Annotated in this window: 18 protein-coding genes; 8 read left to right on the top strand and 10 right to left on the bottom strand. The window is 61.2% G+C overall.

The features are described 5' to 3' along the window. The 3 genes from NZ585_12105 to NZ585_12115 all read right to left on the bottom strand — a co-directional run. The coding region (locus NZ585_12105; protein MCS7080773.1) for a Uma2 family endonuclease at positions 1–506 on the bottom strand (506 nt) is incomplete at its 3' end. A gap of 385 nt (positions 507–891) precedes the next feature. Then, the gene (locus tag NZ585_12110) at positions 892–1,734 is read right to left on the bottom strand and encodes an ABC transporter permease (GenBank protein MCS7080774.1); all 843 of its coding nucleotides are present in this window, start codon (positions 1,732–1,734) and stop codon (positions 892–894) included. A gap of 240 nt (positions 1,735–1,974) precedes the next feature. Continuing rightward, positions 1,975–2,748, bottom strand: a complete 774-nt coding sequence (locus tag NZ585_12115; protein ID MCS7080775.1) for a 2Fe-2S iron-sulfur cluster binding domain-containing protein — start codon at positions 2,746–2,748, stop codon at positions 1,975–1,977. A gap of 174 nt (positions 2,749–2,922) precedes the next feature. Between NZ585_12115 and NZ585_12120 the strand changes: the two genes are divergently transcribed. The 3 genes from NZ585_12120 to NZ585_12130 all read left to right on the top strand — a co-directional run bounded on the left by NZ585_12120 (position 2,923) and on the right by NZ585_12130 (position 8,742). Then, entirely contained in the window at positions 2,923–5,613 is a 2,691-nt protein-coding gene (locus tag NZ585_12120; protein ID MCS7080776.1) for a valine--tRNA ligase, read from the top strand. A 251-nt stretch (positions 5,614–5,864) separates the two neighbouring features. Then, a complete protein-coding gene (locus NZ585_12125) occupies positions 5,865–7,292 on the top strand; it encodes an FAD-dependent oxidoreductase (protein MCS7080777.1) in 1,428 nt (475 codons plus the stop codon). 37 nt (positions 7,293–7,329) lie between these two features. Continuing rightward, positions 7,330–8,742, top strand: coding sequence for an amidohydrolase (locus NZ585_12130; GenBank protein ID MCS7080778.1), 1,413 nt, complete (start codon positions 7,330–7,332; stop codon positions 8,740–8,742). A gap of 58 nt (positions 8,743–8,800) precedes the next feature. Here the strand turns inward: NZ585_12130 and NZ585_12135 are convergent, their stop codons facing one another. Beyond that, positions 8,801–10,003: a DEAD/DEAH box helicase gene (locus NZ585_12135; protein ID MCS7080779.1), complete on the bottom strand. Its 1,203-nt coding sequence runs from the start codon at positions 10,001–10,003 to the stop codon at positions 8,801–8,803. Positions 10,004–10,155: 152 nt separating this feature from the next. On the opposite strand from NZ585_12135, the gene NZ585_12140 reads away from it, so the two are divergent. After that, positions 10,156–10,416 (top strand): hypothetical protein, encoded by a 261-nt coding sequence (locus tag NZ585_12140; GenBank protein ID MCS7080780.1) that lies wholly within the window; start codon positions 10,156–10,158, stop codon positions 10,414–10,416. A 37-nt stretch (positions 10,417–10,453) separates the two neighbouring features. Here the strand turns inward: NZ585_12140 and NZ585_12145 are convergent, their stop codons facing one another. The 4 genes from NZ585_12145 to NZ585_12160 all read right to left on the bottom strand — a co-directional run bounded on the left by NZ585_12145 (position 10,454) and on the right by NZ585_12160 (position 14,825). Next, positions 10,454–11,215, bottom strand: a complete 762-nt coding sequence (locus NZ585_12145) for a hypothetical protein (GenBank protein ID MCS7080781.1) — start codon at positions 11,213–11,215, stop codon at positions 10,454–10,456. Between the two features lie 25 nt (positions 11,216–11,240). Then, a complete protein-coding gene (gene thrC, locus NZ585_12150; protein ID MCS7080782.1) occupies positions 11,241–12,623 on the bottom strand; it encodes a threonine synthase in 1,383 nt (460 codons plus the stop codon). Between the two features lie 12 nt (positions 12,624–12,635). Next, positions 12,636–13,814 carry a cysteine desulfurase gene (locus NZ585_12155; protein ID MCS7080783.1) on the bottom strand — a complete coding sequence of 393 codons (1,179 nt, stop codon included), beginning with the start codon at positions 13,812–13,814 and terminating at the stop codon, positions 12,636–12,638. 306 nt (positions 13,815–14,120) lie between these two features. Then, positions 14,121–14,825: a lipid-binding SYLF domain-containing protein gene (locus NZ585_12160; protein MCS7080784.1), complete on the bottom strand. Its 705-nt coding sequence runs from the start codon at positions 14,823–14,825 to the stop codon at positions 14,121–14,123. A gap of 206 nt (positions 14,826–15,031) precedes the next feature. On the opposite strand from NZ585_12160, the gene NZ585_12165 reads away from it, so the two are divergent. Then, complete coding sequence (locus NZ585_12165) at positions 15,032–15,580, top strand: NADH-quinone oxidoreductase subunit I (protein ID MCS7080785.1); 549 nt, start codon at positions 15,032–15,034, stop codon at positions 15,578–15,580. Between the two features lie 154 nt (positions 15,581–15,734). Beyond that, positions 15,735–16,625 carry an RNase adapter RapZ gene (rapZ, locus tag NZ585_12170; GenBank protein ID MCS7080786.1) on the top strand — a complete coding sequence of 297 codons (891 nt, stop codon included), beginning with the start codon at positions 15,735–15,737 and terminating at the stop codon, positions 16,623–16,625. A 59-nt stretch (positions 16,626–16,684) separates the two neighbouring features. On the opposite strand, the gene NZ585_12175 is transcribed toward rapZ, so the two are convergent. Further along, complete coding sequence (locus NZ585_12175; GenBank protein ID MCS7080787.1) at positions 16,685–18,277, bottom strand: alkaline phosphatase family protein; 1,593 nt, start codon at positions 18,275–18,277, stop codon at positions 16,685–16,687. Between the two features lie 376 nt (positions 18,278–18,653). Between NZ585_12175 and NZ585_12180 the strand changes: the two genes are divergently transcribed. Further along, positions 18,654–21,236, top strand: a complete 2,583-nt coding sequence (locus NZ585_12180; GenBank protein MCS7080788.1) for a cyclic nucleotide-binding domain-containing protein — start codon at positions 18,654–18,656, stop codon at positions 21,234–21,236. Positions 21,237–21,314: 78 nt separating this feature from the next. After that, positions 21,315–24,542: an NAD(P)-binding domain-containing protein gene (locus NZ585_12185; protein MCS7080789.1), complete on the top strand. Its 3,228-nt coding sequence runs from the start codon at positions 21,315–21,317 to the stop codon at positions 24,540–24,542. A gap of 73 nt (positions 24,543–24,615) precedes the next feature. Here the strand turns inward: NZ585_12185 and NZ585_12190 are convergent, their stop codons facing one another. Further along, positions 24,616–25,245: an XTP/dITP diphosphatase gene (locus NZ585_12190; protein MCS7080790.1), complete on the bottom strand. Its 630-nt coding sequence runs from the start codon at positions 25,243–25,245 to the stop codon at positions 24,616–24,618. Positions 25,246–25,493 lie beyond the last annotated feature (248 nt).

Genomic DNA, 25,493 nt, shown 5'->3' on the forward strand with positions numbered 1-25,493 from the left:
CGTCTGTCGTCAATCGTCACATAGTACGGAACCTTCAACACCGACTCATAAATGTCCCACTTCCGCAGCAGTTTCCGATCCTCCGCCCACGCCCCACGCCCATACTCAGCCAAGTCGTTGCGGCGCGTCTGCGGCGACAATGCCTCGACGATGATGAGCGGCGCGCGCCCTTCATCTTCCACGACATAGCTTGCCCGCGTGCGCTCGCCTCGGTACAGCGCCGGCACGCCGACAACGCCCATCCAGTCGGGACGCAGCCCGCGCACAACGCCCTCGTGCAGGAAGTACAGGTACAGGTCAATGGCGCAGAAGTAGTGGTCAGGGGGGACGGTTGTGGGGCGGAAGGTTTCGTACAGGAGCATAGCGAACAGGAGGTGGAACTCACTGGGCAAGGCTTCTTCGTCCTCAAACTCGCTGGGGAGGTCGTCCATGGTGAGGACGCGGCAGGTGGGGAGGGGTGGCGTCGGCGTCGGTGGGTAGGCGGGTTGTGGAGATGGCGTCGTCATCGGGTACCTCCTGAGCGGCTGAGATGAGTAGGGGAAGGCGTTGATGGCACAACGGCAGACAAAAGTACAGCCGGCGCATACGCTTGGTGTCGTCAGGGTAACAAGCTGGCGGACGCGCACTATGAAAGCGCTCTAACCAGCAGAGCTTACAGCCAAGCGCTAGAGGTTGGCGGGCGTTTGATGCTAGACAGCGCCGCGTCCAACCCTCTGAACTCCTCCGGCATAGGGCTTCAATCACCGGTATGGTTACCTAGCAGTTGCTCACGTCGCCAGACACAGGATTGGGAATGGTCATCATGGCTTTTTGATGAACTTCATCCATCAACTACTGGTACTGGGTAACACGACCGCCAATTCCCTGTGCCCACAAGGTGGACACCAGGACCTAGCGGGCGCGTTGGATTGTCGCCTGCCGTCTAAACCACGCCGCCGCCGCCAAGGTTAGGAGGTAGGGCAAAGCGAGGAAGACCTGGTACGGCACGGCATCCAGCCCCAACGCCTGCAGGCGAAATTGCAGGTCGCTGGCTGCGCCAAACACCAGCGCGGCCAGCAGGACGCCGGCCGGATGTCGCCGTCCGACAATCACAATGGCGAGCGCAATGAAACCACGCCCGGCGGTCATACCTTCAACAAAGGTGTTCGACAGCCCCAGCGCCAGATACCCTCCGGCCAGCCCACAGGTCAAGCCGCTGAAGAGCAACGCCGCCCAGCGCAACCACGCCACGCTCAATCCAGCTCCAGCCGCCGCCGCCGGATTCTCTCCGGCGGCGCGCAACCCCAACCCGTGGGGCGTCCGAAAGAGCCAGTACCAAGCTCCGACGCCGAGTGCCGCCGCCACCGGAGGGACGCTCCAGAGAGGCAAAGTCGGTACGACGAAGGCAGCGTTGGAGTCGCCAACCAACGCCCGCCGCGCAACGGCCGTCGCGCCAAGGGCGAAAATGTTCAAAGCCGTACCGACCAGCAGCGGATCGCGTGCGCCGTTGACGGTCAGCGCGGCAAATACCGCCGTCAACAGCAGCCCGCTTCCGACAGCGGCCGCCATCCCCAACCCTGGATGAGCCGTCAGGTAACAGACAGCGACGCCGACAAAGGCGGCCATCAGCATAACACCTTCAATGCCGATATTGACCACCCCAGCGTGTTCGGAAACAGCCTCGCCAAGCGCCGCCAACATCAGCGGTGTTGCCATGGTGACGGTGCTGACGACAAAGGCAAGCAGCATTTCCATAGCGACCGACGCCCACGTCGGGAACCGCGTTCCACGCAACGTTTTCCTAAGAGGAGCGGCGTCCGAAACCATTTGCGGCGATCGAGTCGCTTGATACAAACAAAAAAAGCGGCATCGAAACAACATTCGACGCCGCAAAAAGCCAGACTGGTAAAGCTCACCCGGCTTGCCATTCTAACGAGGCGCGTTACCAACGTGTTGCTGGTGAGTAAAAGTTTTTTGCTTGCCTTGGAACAACGCCTATGAACGCCGGTCGCCGGGCTTGGGCGTCTCAGCTTTTGGCGACTCGGCGCTCGAACGCGACTCGCCTGCTGGACGCGGGCGCGTCCGTACTTCCATCGGAACGGGCTTGGCCTCGGACGTTTTCGGTTCCGCCGTCGCTGGTTTTGGGGTGGCCGCTGGCTTAGGCGGCTCTGGCTGACGACTTGCCGTCGCCGACTCCACGACTGAACCAAATGCGCTCATACTCCGCGCCATGCCGGTCGCCACAGCCTCAAAGGCCAGAATGCCGTTGGTCAGCGTCGCGTTGATCAGCTGCGCCGTCAGCGTCGGCAGCTCCGCAACTCCCTTTTCCTGAACGGTTTCAATCCCGTTGAGTATGGCCGCGTAGCCATGGCGCGCGTGGTTGAGAAAATCCTCCGACGCGGCCGCCACCATGCGAAACCAAAGCTGAAGCGCTTCGCTGAAGGTCAACTTCTCGAACTGCGCAGCGATGTCGAACCGCTTCGCCGCCGGCAACGTCAGGGACAAATCTTTTTGCACCCGCGCACAGCACGCCAACCGCCGTCCCGCCGCCAAGTCGTCGGCGTCAAACCAGCGTTGTTCTTTGGCGCCCGGCGCAGACAATGCGGCTGCCGCCGCCGCATCCACGCGAATTTCACAAGTCTGACAAATGCCGTAGCCGCCGCAAAAATGAAGCAACGGCTGACCGGCTTGCTGGGCCGCGCTAAGCAGCGTCGCGCCGGCCGCCACTTCGACCTTTTGCCCGGACGGCTGGAACGTCACGATTGGCATAAGCGATGCTCACCAGATGAAAAGTACTAAGCGGGGACAAGGCGAATCTTTTACCTACGCAGCCAAGCCTACCTTAGCAGCGTAGCGGTTTGGAAGCCGTGAAATCACTAGCGCTTCCTGCTACAACATCCGGTTCTACGGCGCGCGCCGCATTCTCGCTAAACCTGTAAAACCATGCCTCACGACCTACCGAAAGCTTACAATCCGCAAGACGTCGAGCAAAAATGGTATCCGTTCTGGGAACAGGGCGGCTATTTCCAACCTCAAGGCGATGGACAACCCTTCTGTATTGTTATCCCACCGCCGAACGTCACCGGCTCGCTCCACATGGGGCATGCGCTTCAGCATGCTCTGATGGATGTCCTGACGCGCTGGCGGCGCATGCAAGGACGGCGGACACTGTGGCTGCCGGGCACCGACCACGCTGGCATCGCCACCCAGATGGTCGTCGAGCAACAACTCGCTAAGGAGGGCATCAAACGAACCGATCTTGGGCGCGAAGCCTTTGAAGCGCGCGTTTGGGCGTGGAAAGCCGAATCCGGCGGGATGATCCAGCGCCAGATGCGGCTGGAAGGCGTCAGTGTGGACTGGTCACGCGAACGCTTTACGCTTGATGAGGGCCTGAGCCGCGCTGTGCGCGAAGTCTTTGTCCGGCTCTACGAAGAAGGACGCATTTACCGTGGCGCATACATGGTCAACTGGTCGCCCAAGCTCCAGACGGCCGTTTCCGATCTCGAAGTGGAAATGAAGGAAGTACGCGGCAAACTCTATCACCTTGCCTATCCAGTGGTGGACGCCGCTGAAAGCGTCGTTGTCGCCACGACGCGCCCGGAAACGATGCTCGGTGACACGGCCGTCGCCGTCCATCCAGACGATGACCGCTACCGGCGGCTCATCGGGAGGCGCGTTCGGCTACCAATTGTCGGCCGTGAAATTCCAATTATTGCTGACCCGCTGGTGGAAAAGGATTTCGGGACGGGCGTCGTCAAGGTCACGCCGGCGCACGACCCGAACGACTTTGAGATAGGGAAGCGGCACAACCTTGAATTCATCGTCGTCATCGGCAAAGACGGCGCGATGACCGAAGCCGCCGGCGACGGCTTTGCCGGCCTTGACCGCTTTGAGGCGCGTGAAAAAATCATTGCACGCCTCAAAGCCGAAGGCGCGCTGGTCAAAGTCGAGGACTACACGCACAATGTCGGCCACTGTCAGCGGTCGGGCGTCCCGATTGAGCCGCTGGTGTCGGAGCAGTGGTTTCTGGATGTCAAACCGTTGGCGGAAGTCGCCGTACAGGCTGTCCGCGACGGGCGGACGCGCTTCATTCCCGCGTCCTGGGAGAAGGTCTACTTTGATTGGATGGAAAACATCCGTCCGTGGTGCATTTCGCGGCAGTTATGGTGGGGTCATCGGATTCCGGCCTGGTACGCCGCAGACGGTCGTTTCGCCGTCGCCCGCTCGGAAGCCGAGGCGCGGCGCAAGCTCGGCCTTCCTAATGACGCGCCGTTGACGCAGGACGAGGACGTACTTGATACGTGGTTCTCTTCGGCGCTGTGGGCTTTCTCGACCTTCGGCTGGACGGGCGATCCGGCGCAGGACGCCGCCAATGAAGACCTGAAGACCTTCACGCCGACTGACGTGCTGGTGACCGGCTTCGACATCATTTTCTTCTGGGTCGCCCGGATGATGATGATGAGCCTGCATTTTACGGGCGACGTGCCGTTTCGGACGGTGTTCGTCACGGGACTCGTCCGCGACGCGCAGGGACAAAAGATGTCGAAAACCAAGGGCAACGTTGTTGATCCGCTTGACGTGTTCAGGAAGTACGGGACGGACGCCGTACGGTTTTCGCTCGTCTCGGCCGTCACTGGCGCGAACGACATCAAGCTTCAGGAAAGTAAAATGGAGGCGGCGCGCAACTTCGCCAACAAGATTTGGAACGCCGCGCGCTTTACGCTCGGCAACCTCCCGGATGAAGCCACGCCGTTGCCAATAGACGCGCCGCAGACCTTGGCCGACCGTTGGATGGCTTCGCGCATGATGCGCGTTATAGGGGAAATCCATGATGCTCTTGAAGCGTTTCGATTTCATGACGCGGCGCTAACGCTTTACAAGTTTTTCTGGAACGACTTCTGCGACTGGTACATTGAGCTTGTCAAGCCGGTTGTTTCCGCACCGGAGGACACGCCAGAACGGACGGCTGCGCGTGGACGCCTCGCTGCGACGCTCGAACAAGCGCTGCGTCTGCTGCACCCTTTTATGCCCTTCATTACTGAAGAACTCTGGCAGCGCGTCAGCCCGTATGTGTGGCCGGCGGCGACGCGGCCGTCCAGCCTGTGCATTGCGCCCTACCCGCAGCCGGACGAAACACGACGCGACGCGGCGGCGGAGCGCGCTATGGACGCCGTCATCAGCCTCATTACGCGCGTCAGGAACATTCGCTCTGAGATGAACCTTCCGCCAAGTGCCCTTGTGGAGCTGCATGTTGCGGCTGACGCGGAGCGACTGGCGATTTTCGCCGAGCAGCAGGCGGCCATTCTGCGGCTGGCGCGGGCGAAGACGCTCATTGGCCACGAAACGCTGCCGGAGCTTGGCTTTTGCGCGCGCAGCGTGACGGCGGAAGGCGTCCGGTTGGCTGTGCCGCTTGCTGGTTTGGTGGACGAGCAGGCGGAGCGCGCGCGGCTTGAGAAGGAACTCGCCAAACGGGAGAAAGAACTGGCGCAGTTGCTTGAGGTAGTGAATCGTCCGGGGTTCGCCGAGCGCGCCGCGCCGGAAGTCGTGGCGGAGAAAGCCGAGCAACGGGCGGCGCTGGAGATGCAACTGGCGGCGCTCCGCGAGACGCTGGCGACGTTTGGGCGCAAGTCGTGAATCTCACCTGGGGCGCAAAGTGATTCACCGGCTTGACCCAGTGCAAAGTGCAAGTAGTCAGCATTACTGCACTTGGCATAAAACGGTGCGGCTGCGTTGGCGGCTTTTGGGGCTGACTTCACAACTCGCTGTGCAACGGCTCGCATTCGGCGTCGGCAAGGATACGTTGCGGCTGCGGGACGTAGTGCTAGGCTAGGCGCTCCAACGTCAACCCAAGGCCCCCAACAATGCGACTTTTTCGAGGAGTTCCTATGACGGCAACGGCTGTGGCGACAACGACGGGCGGGCGACCGCGCGTCGTCATCTGCGGCGGCGGCCTAGCGGGACTGGCGGCCGCCAAAACGCTGGTGGATAACGGCTTCGAGATCGAGCTTCTGGAGCAGCGCCCGATTCTCGGCGGCAAGGTCTCCGCGTGGAAAGACGCCGACGGCGATTGGATCGAGACAGGCTTGCATGTGTTCTTCGGTGCGTATGTCGAGATTTACGAACTGATGAAGGAACTCGGCATCTACAACCGCATCCTGTGGAAGGAACACAAGCTGACTTACACGCTCGCTGGCGGCGAACGGTTCAGCTTTCGCACCACGAAGCTGCCTTCGCCGTTTCACCTGCTGCCGGCCGTTTTTGAAAACCACTACTTCTCCTTGCCGGAAAAGCTGACGTTGGGCAAATCGCTGTTCCCGATGATTTTCGGCAACGACCAGTACATGGCGGAGCAAGACCGGTACACGTATCAGGAATGGCATCGGCGCTGGGGGATCAACGACCGCATGCTCAAGAAGATGTTCCTGCCAATGACGCTGTCGCTGAAGTTCATGCCGCCGGAGGAAATCTCCGCCAAGGTCGTGCTGGATGTCGCCGGAACGTTCCTGCGCGAGCCGCATGCGTCGCGCATGGGCTTTTTGAAAGGTTCACCACAGGAACACCTGACGCAGCCGCTGGCGGATTACATCACGCGCAAGGGCGGACGCATCCGCGTCAACTGCAATGTCAAGACGCTCATCCTCGATGAACGTCGCCGAATCGCCGGCGTCGAACTCATCACTGGCGAGCGCGTCACCGGCGACTACTACCTGACGGCGCTTCCGATTCACAAACTCCAGCGCGTCATCCCGTCGGAACTCAAGGAAGACCCCTTCTTTGGCAATCTCGATCAGTTTGAAGGGGTGCCGGTTGTGACGGTGCAGATGTGGTTCGACCGGCAGATTTCGTTTATTGACAACATCCTGTTCTGTCCTGACGGCATTATCCCGGTCTACGCCGATTTCGGTAACACGACGCCGGAGTACTTCCTCGACCAGAAAGCCGAAATGGCGCAGCGCCGCTCGCGGATGGAGTTCGTTGTCGCGCCAGCGCGCGATATCATCGGACAAAGCGACGAAGAAATCATTGGGCGCGTCTGGGAGGATGTGAAGTCGTGCTTCCCAAACACGGCCCCAAAAGCAAAGGTGACTAAGGCCGTTGTCGTACGCATTCCGCAGTCGGTGTTTGCCACCAAGCCGGGCATTGACCGCCTGCGTCCGACGCAGAAGACGCCCGTGCCGAACCTCTTCCTCGCAGGTGGCTACACGCAACAGCGGTTTTACGACAGCATGGAAGGGGCTGTGTCAAGCGGACGACGGGCGGCGGCGGCGATTCTTGAGGCGCATCGCGCCACAGGCGCATTGGCGCGTGCGTGAGTCTTTCAAGATGACAGCCTCCAACAACGCATCTTGCGTGTCGCTGCCGCGACTGTCGGCCCTTGTAGCTTGGCTGCTGGCGGCGGCGGTCACGCTAACTGTAGGACAAACACGCAACCTTGAAACCGTTGACATCCTCGTGCGCGGCGGAACGGTTGTCACCATGGACGCGCAACGGCGGGTCATTCCCAACGGCTTTCTGGCGGTGCGCGGCGAGCGCATCGTCGCCGTCGGCGAGGCGGCCGAGGCCGCGCGCTACCGGGCCAAAACCGTGATTGAGGCGGACGGCAAGGCGGTGCTGCCGGGTCTCATCAACGCCCACACGCACGCCCCGATGACGCTCTTTCGCGGCCTCGCCGACGACCTGCCGCTTCAGGCATGGCTGACGCAATTCATTTTTCCGGCGGAAGCCAAAAACGTCACCCGCGAGATGGTACGCGCCGGGACACGCTTGGCCTGTCTGGAGATGATTCGCAGCGGGACCACCTGCTTCGTGGACATGTACTACTTCGAGGGCGACATCGCCGAGGTGACGGAGGCCGCCGGACTGCGTGCCGTTCTGGGTCAGACCGTCATTGATTTTCCTGTCCCCGACGCGCTGACGCCGCAGATAGGTGTGGAAAACGCCGAGCGGTTCATCCAAAAGTACAAGACGGGACATCCGCTCATCACGCCGGCCGTCGCGCCGCATGCGCCCTACACTTGCGCGCCGGAAACGCTCGCAGCGTGTCGCAAGCTCGCCGACAAGCACGGCGTACCGCTCGTGACGCATCTCGCAGAAGCCGATACCGAAACGCAGACCATTCTGGAACGCTACGGCCAGCGCCCGATTCCTCATGTCGAGCGGCTGGGGCTGCTAGGGCCGCGCACCATCGCCGCCCACGTCGTGCAGATTACAGCGGATGAGTACTCGATTCTGGAAAAGCGCGGCGTGGGCGTCGTTCACTGCCCGCAGAGCAACATGAAGCTGGCGGCCGGCGTTGCGCCGATTCCGGAGATGCTCGCCGCCGGGCTGGCGATTGGGTTGGGCACGGACGGGGCGGCGTCCAACAACGACCTCGATATGTTTGAGGAAATGGACACAGCAGCCAAGCTGCACAAAGTCGTCCGCCGCGATCCCGCGGTCGTTCCGGCGCAGGCGGCGCTGGAAATGGCGACCATCGGTGGCGCGCGCGCCATTCATATGGCCGACCGGATTGGGTCGTTGGAAGTCGGTAAGCTGGCGGATTTCATCGTGGTGGATGTTTCAAATCCGCGCCAGCTTCCGAACTACAACCTTTACTCGACGCTGGTGTACGCCACCAAAAGCGGCGACGTGGAAACGGTGGTCGTCCACGGTAAGGTACTGATGCGCGATCGGCGCGTGCTGACGCTAGACGAAGCGACGATTCGCCGCGAGACGGCGACATTTCGCGCGCGCATTCTTGAAAGCCTGAGGAAGGGGCGGTAGTCGGGTCGCTCGCGGACTCTGCCGATAACGATAGAAACCATCCCTCTGCTTGCGGTCTTCAGCGGCGACGGCGGCGGTAGAACGGCGGACGACGGCGACGCGCCTCCGCTTCCTGCTGCTTCGCCCGGTTGTACAAGGCCTCTACGTCGGGATGCAGTCGGCCGGGATGCTCTTCCTCAAACAGCGGTTGCAGCCGGCCGTCTGGGTGAATGAACGCCGTCCTGAGCGGTACGGGGCGCTGTGGATGCGCCACCAGCCGACACTCGACGCCGCGTGTCCACGTCACCCATTCCGCCAGCTCGCGCGCGTTGCCGACCGTCGCCGACAGCATCAGTAGGCGCGTCGAAGCCGGCGTGTAAATGATGGACTCCTCCCAGACGACGCCGCGATGCCGGTCGCCAAGGTAGTGTACCTCGTCAAACACCACTAAGTCGGGCGCACCCATCACCCCCTCGCGCGTCATCGCGTCGTACAGACCGTTGCGGTAAATCTCCGTCGTGGCGATTTTGAGCGGCGCGTCGGGGTTGACTCGTCGGTCGCCCGTAATCAGCCCAACGGCGTCGGGGCCGAACTTGCGTCCGAACTCGCGGAACTTGTCGTTGGACAGCGCCTTGAGCGGCGACGTGTACCACGCCGTCCCGCCGCGTTCAAGCGTCCGGCGAATCGCCTGCTCGGCGATCCACGTTTTGCCCGATCCGGTCGGCGCAGCGACGATGACATCCATCCCTTGCTCAGTCACAATCTCCACAGCCGCTAACTGAAACGGGTCCGGGACAAACGGTTGCGGGTCGGGCGTACCAATCCCCTCCAGCAGTTTCTTGAGCGCCATGCGGCGGTGACGCTCAACTTGAAACTCGTGGTAATCGAGATTTGGGCGCGGTCGGCGGCGCTCAAGCTCGCGCAGTTCCTCAATGACCGTCGCCAGCCCAATCGTCAGCAGACTCACCACCTGCTGGGCGGGAATCAACTCACCCGGCTCCAACGACGCCGTCAACAGCCGCAGGATGCGCTCGCGTGCAGCCGTGTCCAGTTCCGGGGCGGCTTCAGCCAACCATTCCCAGACCTGCTCCGGGGACAGCCGGGCGGCCTCATAGAGGCGATGAGCTGTCGCGGTATGTTCCCGCGCTTGTTCAACTACCTGCTTGAGCAACGCAACCCGGTTGCCGGCCGACCGGGCATGCGCGCCCAACACACCTCGTAAGTGCAACGTATCGAGGGTTTCTGCTAGGCGACGCAGTCGCTCTTCCGTCAGTTTGAGCATTGTCTCCAGCCAAGCCGTTTCCGCACAATTGCGACGCCGGATGGTGATACGGCACTATGACCCAAGCAACGTAGGACGTGCAATCCGCACCAAACGACCCTGTCACCCCTAACCGTACGCTTCGGCGACGCCTGTGAGGAGAGAACACCACCATGACGACCGTCCGTTCAGGTTGGGCCGTAGGGCTAGGACTGGGGCTGGCAAGCTTGCTTGCCGCCGGACTGGTCAGCGCAGATGTCAAGTACCGCCTCTACTGCGCCAACGGAAAACTCGAAGTGGACACCCGAACACCGGAGCAGATGCAGCGGGCGCGCGGGCAGGTTTGTCTGTTAGGTGAGTATGATACGCGCGCGCAAGCCGAAGCCGCCGCCGAACGACGTGGTGGGAGCGGCGCTCCGTGTACGTGTCCGTAACCCGTTGCATGTGTGGTGCCGTGCCCAGCGGACGGCGCTACGGCGCGGCTAGCCGTTGCCGCGCCTTTTCCGCTTCCGGCGCGTGTGGGTACTGCTGCACGAGCCGCCGGTAAGCGGCCCCGTCATAGCAATATCGCCTGCGCGCCGGGTCATAGCGAAACTTCACGCCCAGCCGGTGGTAGCGATCCAACGCCGGATCGTTGTCGAAGTAGGCGGCTTCGTCGGCGTTGCCTGAGGCTGTGCGCCGACGGACGCGCGGCTCAGCGCGGCGCTGGATGGCTTCGGCTTCAGCGTCAGCCGTCTCACCAAGCAGCAATAACACAGCCGGCGTTTGCGACGACCGCCGAAACAACATCTCGAACAACCGACACAACCGAAGCCGTTCGTAGCCGCCGGTTTCAGCGCGGGCCAGCGCCAGCAGGCGGGCGTCATCGCCGCGCCGGTCGGCGCGAACCACTGCCCGCTGGTCAAGCCAACCGCGCGTGCGCCGCGTGACGGCGACAAACAAGTAGGTTCGTCCGTCAACCACCCGTGGACGGCCGACAACGTACACCCGCCGCCCCACACGCAATCGCTGTTTGAGGTCGCCGTCGGGCCTTGGCACAGTGCGCAGCGCCGCCAACCCAGCGTCGGCGACAAACGCCGCCCGCGCGCTAGCGCGCACCGTCCAACTTGGCTTTTCTTCAGGCGGTTCGTCGGATGGGTCCTCCTGCGCCAAGGTTGCGCCGCCGCACAGCGCAAGCAACACAACAAGCAGCCACGTCGCAAGGCACCGCCAAGCAGCAACATAAGCAGACAAGGCCCGATTCCTCACCCTGTCACCTTCACCCTTCGAGGGGCAGCGATTCGGTCACAAGTTCAAGAATAATTTGCCGGAGCGCGTCGGCGTCAGCCGGGACGCGACGCGGCGCGTTGGCGAAGGTCGCCGCAATCCGGCCTTCCGCGCGCGTCAGGCGCGTGTCGCGCTCGGCGTCGGTAAAAAGTTGCCCGGTGTGGTACTGCACAGTGAAATCTGGGTCCTTGAGCGCACTGCCCGTCAAAATCGCCACCACGTCCTCCTCTGGGTGGACGACACCCTCGGCGACTAAACGGCGCAGTCCGGCGACCGTCGCGGCGCTGGCCGGCTCGCAACCAATACCGTCGCGGCCAATGACAGCTTTGGCGTCGGCAATATCCTGCTCGGAGGCCGTTGTGCAGACGCCATCCGTCCAGTCCAACGCCCGCACTGCTTTCAACCACGACACTGGACTGCCGATTTGAATCGCCGTCGCCAGTGTCTTGGGTTTCGTGACCGGCGTCAGGTTGCCCACACGTCCTGCCGCGTACCACTGCGCCAGCGGCGCTGCGCCTTCCGCCTGCACGACCGTCAGCCGAGGCATCCGCGCAATCAAGCCCAAGTCATGAAGCTCCTTGAAGCCCTTGCCTAGCGCCGAAATATTACCCAGATTGCCGCCCGGTACGACCACGCGGTCGGGGACGCGCCACCGCCGCTGCTGCAACAGCTCAAACGCGATGGTTTTCTGACCTTCCAGCCGGAACGGATTGACCGAATTGAGCAAGTACAGCGGCGTCGTCCGGGACAGCTCGCGCACCAACCGCATGGCGTCGTCGAAGTCACCCTCAATCTGTAGCGTCACAGCGCCGTAGTCGAGGCTCTGCGCCAGCTTGCCGTAGGCGATCCGTCCGCCTGGAATGAAGACGATGCCGCGCATCCCGGCCCGCGCCGCGTAAGCCGCCAGCGACGCCGACGTGTTGCCCGTACTGGCGCAGGCCACCGCCCGCGCACCCAGCCGTCGCGCCTGCGCTATACCGGTCGTCATCCCGTTGTCCTTGAACGAACCGGTCGGATTCATCCCCTGATGTTTGACTGTCAGCCGCTGGAGGCCGGCGTAGCGCGCGCTGCGGGGCGCGTCCCACAGCGGCGTATTACCCTCGCCAAGCGTAACGACTTGGCTTGGAGAAGTCGCAAAGGGAAGAAGCTCGCGGAAGCGCCAGACGCCACTGATGTCGTGCGGATGGTAGGAAGCGCGTCGCGCGTCAAAGATCGAGAGCACATCCATCAGGGCCGCTCGCCGCCACTCGTACTGCACATCCAGCAGGCCGCCGCAGCGTTCACAGGTGTACACCTGCTCACCTGCGTCATACGTGGCGTGGCAGGTCGGCTCAATGCACTGCAGATAGGCGACAGCGCGCGGAAAGGCTTCCATAGCTATGGCGTATCAGGCGGACGCGCGGCGATAAGACAGACGCTCCACTGTTTTTGGCAATACCTCAATAACCCGCGCGATGTCGTCCGCCGTCGTTTCACAGCTTAGGCTGACGCGAATTGAGCCGCGTACACGGTTGGGAGGCAACCCCATCGCGCGCAGGACATGGCTGGGTTCGGTCGAGCCGGATGAGCAGGCCGACCCGGTCGAGACGGCGATGCCCGCTAAGTCCAGCGCAATGACGAGTCGGTTGGCGTCAAGACCATCGAAGGCTAAGTTGGTAATGTGCGGCAGGCGGGGCGAGGCGACGCCGTTCACCACCATGTTTGGAATCCGCTTCTGAAGCTCGCGTTCGAGTTCGTCTCGCAGGGCGCGAACGGCGTCCATGTGGTCAAGCCGTTCGGCGGCAAGTTGGGCGGCGCGACCCAGCGCGACAATATTGGCGACGGCTTCCGTCCCGGCGCGGCGGTCGCGTTCCTGATGGCCGCCAAGCTGTTGCGCTGCGAGCCGGACGTGTTTGGCGACGTAGAGCGCGCCGACGCCCTTTGGGGCATGCATTTTGTGGCCGGAAATTGAAAGCAAATCCACCCGCAGTTCGTGAACATTGACAGGGATTTTGCCGACCGCCTGTACGGCGTCCGTGTGGAGAAAAATCACTTGGCCGCGCCGGCGGCGTTCAGCGACCAGCGCGCCGATGTCAGCGACGGGCTGAAGCGTTCCGACTTCATTGTTGGCCAGCATAACGGTGACAAGCAGTGTGTCGTCCGTAAGCGCGGCGGCAACGTCATCCGGCGTAACGCGCCCGGCCGCGCCGACCGGCAGATAGGTGACGCGCCACCCAGCCGCCTCAAGCGCGCGGCAGGGTGCAAGGACGGCTGGGTGCTCAAAGGCGGTCGTGATGATATGGCGGCGGCGGTCGGACCCATACGCGCCGACGACGCCCTGAATAGCAAGGTTGTTTGCCTCCGTCCCGCCGCTCAGAAACGTGATTTCAGACGGCTCCGCCCCAATTAGGGCCGCCGTTTGTCGCCGCGCCTGCTCGACGGCGGCACGGGCGCGCTGCCCGAAAGCGTGGATGGACGAAGCGTTACCGAACTGCTCGGTCAGGTAGGGCAACAGGGCGGCGGCGACCTCCGGCAGGACGCGGGTCGTCGCGGCGTTGTCAAGGTAAATTGGCGGCGCAGCAGACACGGCGTACAAAGGCAGGCTAAGCGTTGGCAGAGCTAAAAGAAGCTTGTCGAGTGGCTTTGCCTAAGGCGTCACGCTCAACATTCGGTGTCGGTAACAATAGGCCAATCTTTACCATCTTTGATCTGACGTACAGCATATAGTTTTCCCAAGGCGTAATCCCTGCAATCCTCACTAGCTAAACCCTGAATCAGAGCAGCTTCCGCGCAAGTAGGACGATACTCCGCGTGAACAGCGCCATGGGTGGCGTGCCATATCAAGCGCCTGACGCCAATGGCGCGCTAACCCGCGACGTTTCTCGGAAACTCCCTAGCCAACGTAGCGCCGCAGCGCTGCATACAAGCGAGCCGCCTCTTTCGGACGCGGCAACCCGCCTTCAACCACCTCACGGCTGGCGACTGTGCGACCGTAAACGGCTTTGTTCGCCTCGTCATCCACTTGCAATGTCGCGCCTTCCAGGGAAAGCCCGGCGAAAACACCCTGCGAACGAGAATAGGCTAAAATCTCAGCCTGCATCTGGATGTCCGTCCCAGCTTTGAGATTGCGCCCGACGGGGCCAGCGGCTACGGAAGCATCTGCGCCGAGCTGGAACTTGTTGGAGGCCAGTTTTTCAATGCCGCGCCGGTTCATCACCAGCAGAATAATGTCGCTGCTCTGACCGCCGATCTGAAGGCCGAAGCTGCCGCCGCCAAGCGTCACAAACCCCGGCGGCCCCCACTGGCGGTTCGGCTGGCGAACAACCATGACGCCGCGCCCAAAATGACCGCCGACAATCAGCGCCCCCTTCTTGACGCCCGGAATAAACACCAGCCCTTCACACCGGCGTAAGAAGTCAGGCGAAATACCCTGATCCGGCGCACGCATAATCTCAGTGAGAATTTCGGCCGCACGGTCAAGACGCTCACGCACTTTACGGTCAATGTTGGTTACGGCGGCGCTGGCCGGGGGCTTGCCGGTCAATAGCAGCGTACCGATGAGCAGTCCGACCGCCGCCGCGCAAAGGAAGCTGCGCATTACCGAGGACCTCCCGTGAAGTGTACGCCTCCAAACAGTTTGGAGCGAGGCTGAAAACTTTCAATGATGTAGGCAAAGGGCTGCGATGCATGCAGCAACAGCGGTCATTCGCCTAGCGACAAGGGTGAAATGCTATACAAGGCTTTCCGTCGGCTTCAACGCTGATGTCGGTTCGGTAGCCGTAACTCATACGAGGCAAAACACTTATGACGACAACTGTGCCTGCCAAAGGCAACTGGAAGCAGACCCTTGAGCGGTTTTTCATGCTGGATTTGCTCAAGGGCTTTGCGTTGACGTTCAAGTACACCAAAAAGGTGCTGACCGAGCCGCGCGGCACGGGCGGCAATCCGCTGCGCGGCGCTTACACGGAGTTTTATCCAGAGGAGCGCCCCAAGGTCAGTGAGCGGTTTCGCGGGGCCCCACGGCTGAATCTTGATCCGGTGACCGGCGACACCCTGTGTATCGCCTGCAACCTATGCGCCTTGGCTTGCCCAGAAAACTGCATCAACGTCGGGGCCGTCAACCGCGTGGTGATGGAAGACGGCAAGCCCAAGAAGAAGAAGGTCCTGGCGACCTATGTCTATGACACGTCGCGCTGTATGTTCTGCGACCTGTGCGTGGAAGCCTGTCCGACAGACTGCATCGAGTTGACGCAGGAATTCGAGTTGGCAAGCTACAACCGCGCTGGGATGGTGTGGGATCGCGAGCAGCTTGAGAAAGGACGCGAGATCGTCCGCTACGGTAAGCTCAACTAATCATTCCGGCTGCATCCGGCGTTCCTGTGGGATGCGCGCGGCGGCGTGCATCCCACACTTGCTTTGCAGTCAGGTTTGCTGGTTGCGGTCAAGCCCCGCATAATCCAACGGATAAGCCAAACTTACCCAAATGACGGCCGGACCTTAAGTTGGCATGCCCCGCCGATCTTCAGCCTCCACGCCTCGTTTTGTCGTCATTACTGGCCTGAGCGGCTCCGGCAAGCAATCGGCGCTCAATGCGTTGGAGGACATGGGTTACTTTGGCGTAGATAACCTGCCTGTTGCGCTGCTGCCGACCTTCGCTGAGTTGTGCCGACGTTCGGAAGGTGGCATTGCGCGAGCGGCCGTCGTAGTTGATGCGCGCGAGCCAGCGTTTGTCGCCGCCTTTCCCGCCGCCTACGCCCGCCTGCGGGAACTGGTGGGGGATGTCCGGCTGCTGTTTTTTGAGGCAACGGATGAGGTTTTGATGCGCCGCTACAGCGAGACGCGCCGACCGCATCCGCTTGACGCCGCTGGCCGCCAAACGCGAGGCTTGCGCGCCGCCATCGCCGCCGAACGCGCCTTGCTGTCGCCAATTCGAGAACTCGCCGACCGCGTCATGGACACTTCCAGCTTAACGATCTACGACCTGCGGCGGCGGCTCGGCGAAGCGCTTGGCGACGGACGCGCGGGACGGATGCGCGTTTTGCTCCTGAGCTTTGGCTTCAAGCACGGCGTGCCGACGGAAGCTGACCTTGTACTGGACGTGCGCTTTCTCAAAAACCCGCACTATGTCCCCGAACTACGTCCGCTGACCGGTCGAGATGCGCCGGTTGTGGAGTTTTTGTCAGCGGACGAGGAAGTGGAAGAAACGCGGCGGCGCTTTGCGGAGTTGCTGACGTTTGTTGTGCCGCGGTACGCCCGCGACGGGCGGAGCTACTTGACCATCGCTATTGGCTGTACCGGCGGACGCCATCGTTCCGTCATGATGGCCGAGGCGCTTGCCAAGGATGTTCGCAAGCTGCACTTCGCCGTACGTATTCGCCACCGCGACATCGCTAAGTAACGTGCACAGCCGACGCTCGCCGACGCAAACCTTTTGCGGTGCTGCGTCACCCAAAACGGCTATCGGCAGGCCGTCCCCGGTTGGTTATCCAAGATTTCACTGATAGTCCGCCCGACTGCACCGTTAGGGACGGTGACGCCCAGCAAAGCAGCCAGCGTCGGCGCAATGTCCGAGGGACTGACCTCAGTGTAATAGACACCGGGACGCACTCCCGGCCCCATTAGGATGACTGGAACGTGCGTGTCGTAGGGGTACGGCGTGCCGTGCGTCGCAGCGAGCGTGACTTCCTCTTCGCTGAAGAAACAAAACGGCTCCGGGACGAGAAACACGTCACCGCTGCGTTGTGGGTGAAAGGCCATTTGTACCCGCTGGCCGATCGGTGTTCGGGGCAGCGCGCCGGAGAGGATTTGCGTTCGGGTGAAAGCCGCCGCCACACCGGGGACAGTCAACGCCGCTTCCGCCGCCACTTGTTCGACGGCAGCGCGCTCAAGCTTTTTCTCATCCAAAGTCTTGAGGTCAAAATACACCGACTCCGAGGAAAAGCCGGCGAACCACCGCCCTTCGCCGAATTTGGCGTCTAAGGCGCGCTTAACGGCGACGGCCACCTGCTCGAACACCACGCGCCGGCTGTTGAGCCGCCGACGCTGGGCGTACTCTGGCACGGGCGACACGCCGTGGTCGGCGGTGAGAAAGATCAGCGTTTTATCCAACCCTACCTTCTGGTCAAGTAGATCAAGCAACCGCGCCAGCGTCCGGTCAGTGCGCACTGTGATATCCAGCGTCTCATGGCTGTTTGGCCCGAAGACGTGGCCGACAAGGTCGTTGGCCGAAAAGCTGATCGTCAGCAGGTCAGGAACGGCGTCTGCGCCAAGCTTTTCATTCTCAATGGCCGCCGCCGCAAAATCCACAAGGAAGTCATTCGCCCAAGGTGTCATTGTGAACTCGTCGTAAAACCGCGCATCAGGTTTGTCGCCGCGTCCAACAACATGAGGGAAAGCCGGCCCACCTCCGGTGAAACGCCCTTCATAGGGCGCGTCGTCGGCGTCGCAGCAAGCATAGGCGCTTTCCGGTAAGGACTTCTCCCACGCCTTGCCAAACCACTGGTCAGGCAGCCGGCGGGCATTGAAGGCTGTCACCCAGTCCGGCAGCTTTTGCATGTAGTACGTACTGGTTTGCATCCACCCGCGTTTGCTGTCAAACCAATAGGCGGCGTCGGCGGCGCGGCCGGCGGGCAGGATGGCGGCGCGGTTTTTGAGCGACAGCCCAATGACTTTCGCCCGTCCGCCAGTTGCGGTTTTGAGTTCATCACCAAGTGTTGAGACCAAGAGGCGGCGTGGGGAAGCCCCCTTGCCGTCGGGGACGCCGACCGTCTCATCGTCTGTGATGCTCTCGACCGACTTCCCGGTTTCGCGGTCATACCACTTGTTGCCGATGATACCTGTGACGGCCGCCGTCGAGCCGGTGGTGACGACGGCATGGCCCGGTGCGGTGTACGTGCAGGCGTGCAAGTAATAGGCGTTGGGGAAGTACGCGCCGTTTGCTCTGAGCCGTGCGAAGCCCTTTTCGCCGAAGAGATCGGCGAAGCGCTCCAAATAATCGGCGCGCAGTTGATCAACGATAATGCCCACAACTAACCGGCAACGCTGAGACATTAGGCGAGTTAGCGCTGGCGCGCAGGCTGCCGGTTTGGGAAACCCAATCAAGGGGAGCAAGACGGACGCTAAAACAAGCGCGCCCATGTAGGTTCGGCTATGTGAGAAACGCATTCGGGAAGCCTCAAGAAAAGACATTTCTAGAAACGGCGCGGAGTGACTCGCCTGACAGGCTGCGTAAGCTTGCGGGAAGCGTGTGACGCGAATATGTCACGTCGCCTCCCGGCGTAGGAACTGTGACGTACACGGTGAACGCCTTTGAAAGGCGTCTTCGCAGTGTGCTTTTCTTCACAAAATCCGCTATCTTCATCCCCAGCGCGTCCAAAGTTCCTATCAAACGTACTGGGGTACTAGCGCCCCAAAAGAAGCGTCTCCTATGAACGCAACCGTCGCGGCGGCTCCAAGCAAACGTCACGAGATTGTCAATCGGCACGCCATTCTGGAGGCCATCCGCAGCATTTCTGCGATTGAAGAGCTTGTTGAATACGAGCAAGGCCAGGGCTACAAGTTCGGCGTCGATCTGGAAGTGGCTGTCTACGGTCGCAACTACGGACCGGGCAAGAAGGTCGGCCCATACATACGGATGTACGACTACCCACCGGGGCTGGAAATTGTCCGGCAGGGCGACTGGGACACCAACACGTTCTTCATCGTCGTCTCCGGCGCGGCGGAAGTGTTCATTAGCGGTGTGGCGGAGCCGGTCGCCGTCTTTGAGGCTGGAAAGCCCTTTGGCGAAATGGGCGTTCTAGCAGGTGCGCCGCGCAGCGCGACTGTCATCGCTCATCGTCAGCGCGGTGCGCGCCTTCTCGAAGTGCAGCGCCCGGCGCTGCGCATCTTACGTAAGCTCAAAAAGTTTGGGGCGGCGCTCGACATTACCTACCGCAACAACGGTCGCGCCGCCGCCGCCAACCAGCTTCAGGTTTCAGACGAGCTGAGAAAAAAGATCGCCGACATCGCCGATTTTCGGCTGGTGGCGCGTGGTCACGTCTTGACGAGTGAGGGTGAACCGGTTCGCCGCTTATTATTTATCCGCGACGGTTGGGTGAAGCGCACCGGCCAAGCGCAGACTGGTGAAGCGACGGATTATCTCGGTCCTGGCTACATTCTGGGCTTTAATGCGCTGAGCGTCCGCGACGCCCGCTTTCCCTACCGAACCGTGGCGATGAGCCGTACGGAACTGCTGGAAGTTCCGGTGGAAGACCTGTACCGCGACCCGCAACTGCTTGACGCCATTAAGACGGCCTTAGGCGTGGCTGGCGAGATTGGGACGCCGCTGCAACCGGCCAAGCCCCTTCAGTTCAATCCGGCGGTCAGAGCCGCCCAGGAACGCCTGCTGGACAAAGGACTCGCCGACGCCAACAACCTGCTGCTGATGGACATGGACCTGTGCGTTCGTTGTGGGAACTGCTCCCTAGCCTGCCATCAGATTCACGGACACGCCCGACTCAAGCGAACCGGCATTCAGGTTCTACGTCCAAAAACCCCGACTCACACGAAGCTTGACCAGTCGTTGCTGATGCCGTCCGTGTGCCTCCACTGCAAAGACCCGGAGTGCCTCACGGGATGTCCGACCGGGGCTATTGCGCGTTTTGAGGGCGGGCAGGTGGACATCCTCCCTAGCCTATGTATTGGGTGCGGCGATTGTGCGACACAGTGCCCCTACAACGCGATTTCACTCGTTCCGCGCAGCGAACTCAAAAAAGCTAAGTCGCCGACCGTGGCTGCGCCATCCAAAAACGGCCAAGGTGGGTCCGACAAGGACAAAAACGCTGCGTCGGAAGTTGGGTCGTTCGATCCTTTCGCCGCCTTCGGGCTGCGCTTCGACCCAAAGCCTGCTCCGGTCACCCAAAGCGAAGACTTGGTCGCCATCAAGTGCAACCTGTGCAACAACACACCGCTGAACCCTAAAGACGCGGCGGGCAAACCGGTTTACGCCACACACAAATACAACTGCGAGGAAAATTGCCCGACCGGGGCGCTCAGGCGCGTCAAGCCCAACGAGTACTTCAACGAAATCGCGCAGATTCACGGCACAGCGTTCCGATTGACGTCAGGGATGATTGTTGGGAATCGGTTCGGCCATACCGACCGCGCTAAGCTGTTGGCGCACATCGTGGGCGTCGCCTTCACGCTGGTGCTCTGCGGAGGAACGATGGCCGGCATTGTTCAGTACGGGCTGGGGACGCCGCTTTTCAGGTCTAGCTGGTTCAACTTCCGGTGGATCACCGGTTTGGTCGGCCTTGTCGGCATCGTCGTCGTGATGCTTTACCCTGTCCGACGGCAGATGTGGCGGCGACGCGCCGGAGCGCTCAAGCTATGGATGCTGGCGCACACTTACGCCGGCGTTATCGCAGGCGTCATTTTGTTGCTCCACGGCGGGACAAACCTCGGCGGCCCGGTCACAGCGGCGCTGATGATTGCATTTGATTTGGTGATTTTGACCGGACTAGTCGGCGTTTTGCTCTACCAACTCGGGCCGCGCATGCTGACCAAAATCGAAGGAGAACCGTTACTGGCCGAAGACCTGATGCGTCGCCGTGACGAGTTGTACCAAGAAATTGCCGACCTGACCATAACGGCGCAGGAGCAAGCCGACAAGGAAGGACGCGGCGCACAGTTCCGGCAGACCTTCCTTCCAGCGCGCGACCGCGTGATTCGCGCGGTTTTGTCGCTTCGTTTCCTGTTACGGCAGTACGCACGCCGCGAGACGCTGGAGGCTCTGCTAGCCGACGCTCGCAAACGGTTCGGCGACGCCATCGCCCAGCAGACTAACGCCGCCGAGCAGGAGATCATGCGACAAATCATTGACGCAATCGCCACCATTCGGCGGATTGACGCTCTGCTGTACATCCACCGGGCGCTCAAGCTGTGGATGCCGCCGCATGTTATCTCGACATCGGTGATGTTGGCCCTGTTGGTCGTGCATATCGCCCAAGTTGTGTACTATCTGTGGCGGTAATGCCTGTCGTGTGCCTTCTGCGGTGACGCCCCCGCCGCCTGCAACGCCCCTCGGAAACCTTCGGCTCATGGAGTCGCCGTGGCAAAACGCAGCCGTTTCACGATTCAGCGTAAAGACCTCTTGGACAAGGGCGATCTTGTTCTTGAACTGGAAGGTCTAGTTATCGGCTCACAGGCCGGCTGTGATCTGCTGCTCAATCACCCAACGGTATCGCGCATTCACGCCGGCATTCGGGAAGTGGACGGTCGGTGGTGGCTGACGAACCTTTCCAGTACGAACGGCACGCAGGTCAACGGCGCGCTAGTCGAGACGGTTGAACTCCAACCCGGAGATGTGATTCGCATTGGCGTCTTCGTCCTTCGCCCGACTTTCACGGAAGGGACGATGACGCTTGATATTGATCGCCATGTGGACGCTTACGCGGCGTCTGAGCAAAGTACGCGCCTGTTGGGCGACCCGCTACAGGCGACGGCTGAGGGCAAAACGGCGCTGCTGCCAAAACTGACCAGCTATCTGCAACAACGCGGGATCACGCGGCGGCTGAGCGACCAAACCCAGCGTTTGACGGAGACGCCGCCCCTAGCAAATGTCCCCGAAGCGCCGCCGCCGAGCGCTACCGGCTTGCTGCAGGCAGCTCGATTACAGCGCAACCTGACGGGGTTGTTGACCTCGATTCTGTCGCTGCCAGAGCAGGAGCAAAAACGCTTCCAGCAGGCGATGAACGTCTTTTGGGAGCGGCGTAAGGCGGCCATCAAAGGCGAGCAGAAGCTTGATGAACAATCGCCGCTTGAACCCCGCGAACCGCCCGAAGAACTCAAAAAACACAACCTACACTTGGGCAAGAAGCGGTTTAACTGGACGCCGACCAACGACCTGATTCGCCCATGGCCGCGCGGGTATCTGTATGTTTTTGGCGCAGTGGCGGCCGTTTTGTGCGTCATTGCTTTCTTTGTGTGGGAAGCGGCCTATTTGCCGGGTGATACGTCGAACCCGCACGCACTGCCGGCTGCGCAACTACCTGCGCCGATTCAGGAGCGCCTCCGCCTTAAGCTCGTGGCGAATGCACCCGTCGCAAACAAGTGCAGCGCCTGCCACGCCGCGACGACTTCCATGCAGAACAAGTGCGTGGAGTGTCACGAGACCAACCACTTCAACACCACGATCATTGCCAAGCACGAAGCGGCCAACATCCAGTGCGTTGACTGCCATACTGAGCACAAGGGCGCAGACTTCCGTCCTGGTGTCGTCTCGCGCAGCATGTGTATTGACTGCCACCGGGATAACCCGACCCACCCCAAAGCTGTAAGTTTGAAGGACGGCTCACCCTTGCGCGAGCCGCATCGCGGTTCATTCGGTTACCCGGTGGAAAACGGCGTCTGGTCATGGCGACGCCCAATGAATCCAAAGTGGGACAGGCTTTTTTCGGAAAGCAAGACGCCGCTGGAGCCTTCCACGAAATTCCACTTGATCCATGCCGCCGTCGCGCCATCTGCAAGCGCTTGGAAATGCAGCGAATGTCACGACGGCGCATTCGCCAAGGGCGCAGCTGAGATCAAAGTCATCAACCGCGACAAGTGCGCCGTTTGTCACGGACAAGCCTACGTCCAAAAAGCGTCACTTGAGGAGTTGGATACAAACGCGCTGCGGCTTGGCATCAATTGCAACTCCTGTCATGCGCAACATCCGCAGTCGCAAACGCTGACGGCTGCCCGCCGCGCACCGAGCGGTGGGCCTGAACCTGTCATTTTCACCAAGGATCGCGTCTATCGCGGCGGCAAAGATTGGCAGTGGACGAGTCTGGCAGCTAAGTTTGGCGGCTTCACCATCGGCGACTGGGCGCTCTTTTTTAGCTTGATTCCGCTGACGAGCCTTGGCTTTCTCACCTTCGACACGCTGCGCAAGCGCCGTGAGCAAGCTGTTCTCAAGGGACGGGTGCTCGACTTGGCGAATCGGCATCGCAAGTTTACCGACACACGCTACGCCGAGCGGTGGGAATCTCCCGCCCAGATCGAACGGGCGCGCATCTCGGCAAGGGAAAATCCTGTGCCGCATCCGGTCATCAATTACGAAACCTGCATTGGCTGCCACGCCTGCATTCTTGCCTGTCCGCAGGATGTACTCGGTTTTGATGACCAAGAGCACCACGCCATCGTCGTCAACCTCGAACAGTGCATGGAAGACACAGGCTGTCAGCAGGCGTGTCCAACCGTGCCGCAGTCATGCGTCCTGATCAACACGCGGCAGAACATCCGCGAAGCGCCAAAGCCCCTACGCAAGGGCGCAAGTGAGGGATTCGAAGCCGAAGGCGTACCGAGCGTTTACTTAGTCGGCGATGTGTCGGGCGTCCCGCTGATTCGCAACGCCATCAAGGAAGGTCGGCTGGCGATTGAACGTATCGCCGAGAAACTCAAAGTAGAAGGGCCGGTCGCTGGGGCGGAGTACGATGTCGCCATTGTCGGCGTCGGGCCAGGCGGTATTTCCGCCGTCGCACGGGCGGCGGAACTGGGGTTGCGTTACGTGGCGTTGGAACAGGGCCGCCGGTATGCCACCATTGTTGACAAGTACCCAGCTGGCAAGTATGTCGCCTTCAATCCCTTCAACCCAAACGAGCCGCCGCTGGGCGCGATTCGGCTGGAAGGCCCGGGCGACTTGAAGGAGACGATGCTTGCGTGGTGGGATGAAGCCGTCGAAAGGCTGGGGCTTGTCATCCACGAGTACGAGGGTTGTAAGGCCATCGTCCGGGAGGGCGACTACTTTTTGGTCAAAACGACCAAGAACGCTCAAGGCTACAAGGCGCGCAAGGTTGTGCTGGCGATTGGCAACGCAGGTGAACCGCGCAAGCTCGGCTGTCCCGGCGAGGTAGAGGGGCGGGTGATCTACCGCCTGCAAGACCCTGGCGCATTCAAAGGGAAGCATATCGTGGTGGTCGGCGCAGGCAACTCGGCGGTCGAAGCCGCCGTAGACCTCGCCGGACAGCGCCAACCGGATGGAACAGTTAAATTCCCGCCCGACGCGGAAGCCAACCATGTCACGTTGGTCATTCGGTCGGATTTCCCAAAGGATTTGACGCTCGAAAACAAGATGTGGGTCTATTACTGCATAGACGCCGGACGGATTACGGCGTACTTTGGCGCTGGCATTCGGGAAATCACTGACCGTGAGGTTGTTATTGAGAGCATCCGCGACAAGCGTGAAATCGCCCGCATCCCAAACGACTACGTGTTTGCTTTGATCGGCAGCATTGCGCCTAAGGAGTTTCTAACCAAGCTGGGCATCAAGTACGCCGGGGACGACAAGCAACGGTGAGGCGTCACATTCACCTCCCGACGGCGGGCGGCGCGCGTCCGGTTCAAGACTAGAACACATTGTTTGCGTCACCCTATGAGGTGGAAAAACCCTCTGAAGGCTGCTGGTTGTGTAAATGGGTGATGAGCGCCTCGACGGCGCGTGCGCGGTGACTGTACCGGGCTTTTTCCGCCGCCGTCATTTCCGCGAAGGTGCGTGTCTCACCTTCGGGGATAAACAGTGGATCATAGCCAAACCCCAGCTGACCGCGCGGCTCCGCCGCTATGACGCCGGAGCAAAGTCCGGTGAAACAGCGTTCTTCCGTATCCGTCACTAACGCTAAGACGCACACAAACTGCGCCGTCCGCTGGTCGGGCGGCACGTCGCGTAGGGCGGCAAGTAACTTGGCGATGTTTTCAGCGTCGGAGGCCTGCTCACCGGCGTAGCGGGCCGAGTACACGCCGGGAGCGCCGTCTAAAGCATCCACGCACAAACCGGAGTCGTCCGCTAAGACGCAGCCGCCGGTTGCAGCGCGCACCGTTCGCGCTTTGATCAGCGCATTTTCCGCAAACGTCGCGCCGGTTTCGGCGACGGACGGTATGCCTGTAAAAGCTTCCAGACCAATCACATGCTCTGTGACGGCCGCCAGTAAGTCACGAAATTCAGACAACTTGCCGGCGTTCCGCGTAGCGATAATCAGCGGTGAAAAGCACAACCAGGCCATTTTGGCCTCCCGCCCAATGAGGAAATTCGGCGCAAAGTCGGCGTGGGAAGGAAACCTTGCAGCGGTCGGCAACGTCCATGAGTGAACGGCGCACGAGGACGCTAAAACGGGGCAGAAAGCTCCGTCACAGAACACACAGAAGTCTTGCCGTGCGACCGGATATACTGGGCCAGTCGTCTTGACCTTGCATTAATGGGTTGCTGAAGACGGCAGGCGCAACATACGCTGACGAGTTGACGTAGTTTACT

It is taken from the genome of Chloracidobacterium sp. (genome assembly GCA_025057975.1).
GTDB lineage: Bacteria > Acidobacteriota > Blastocatellia > Chloracidobacteriales > Chloracidobacteriaceae > Chloracidobacterium.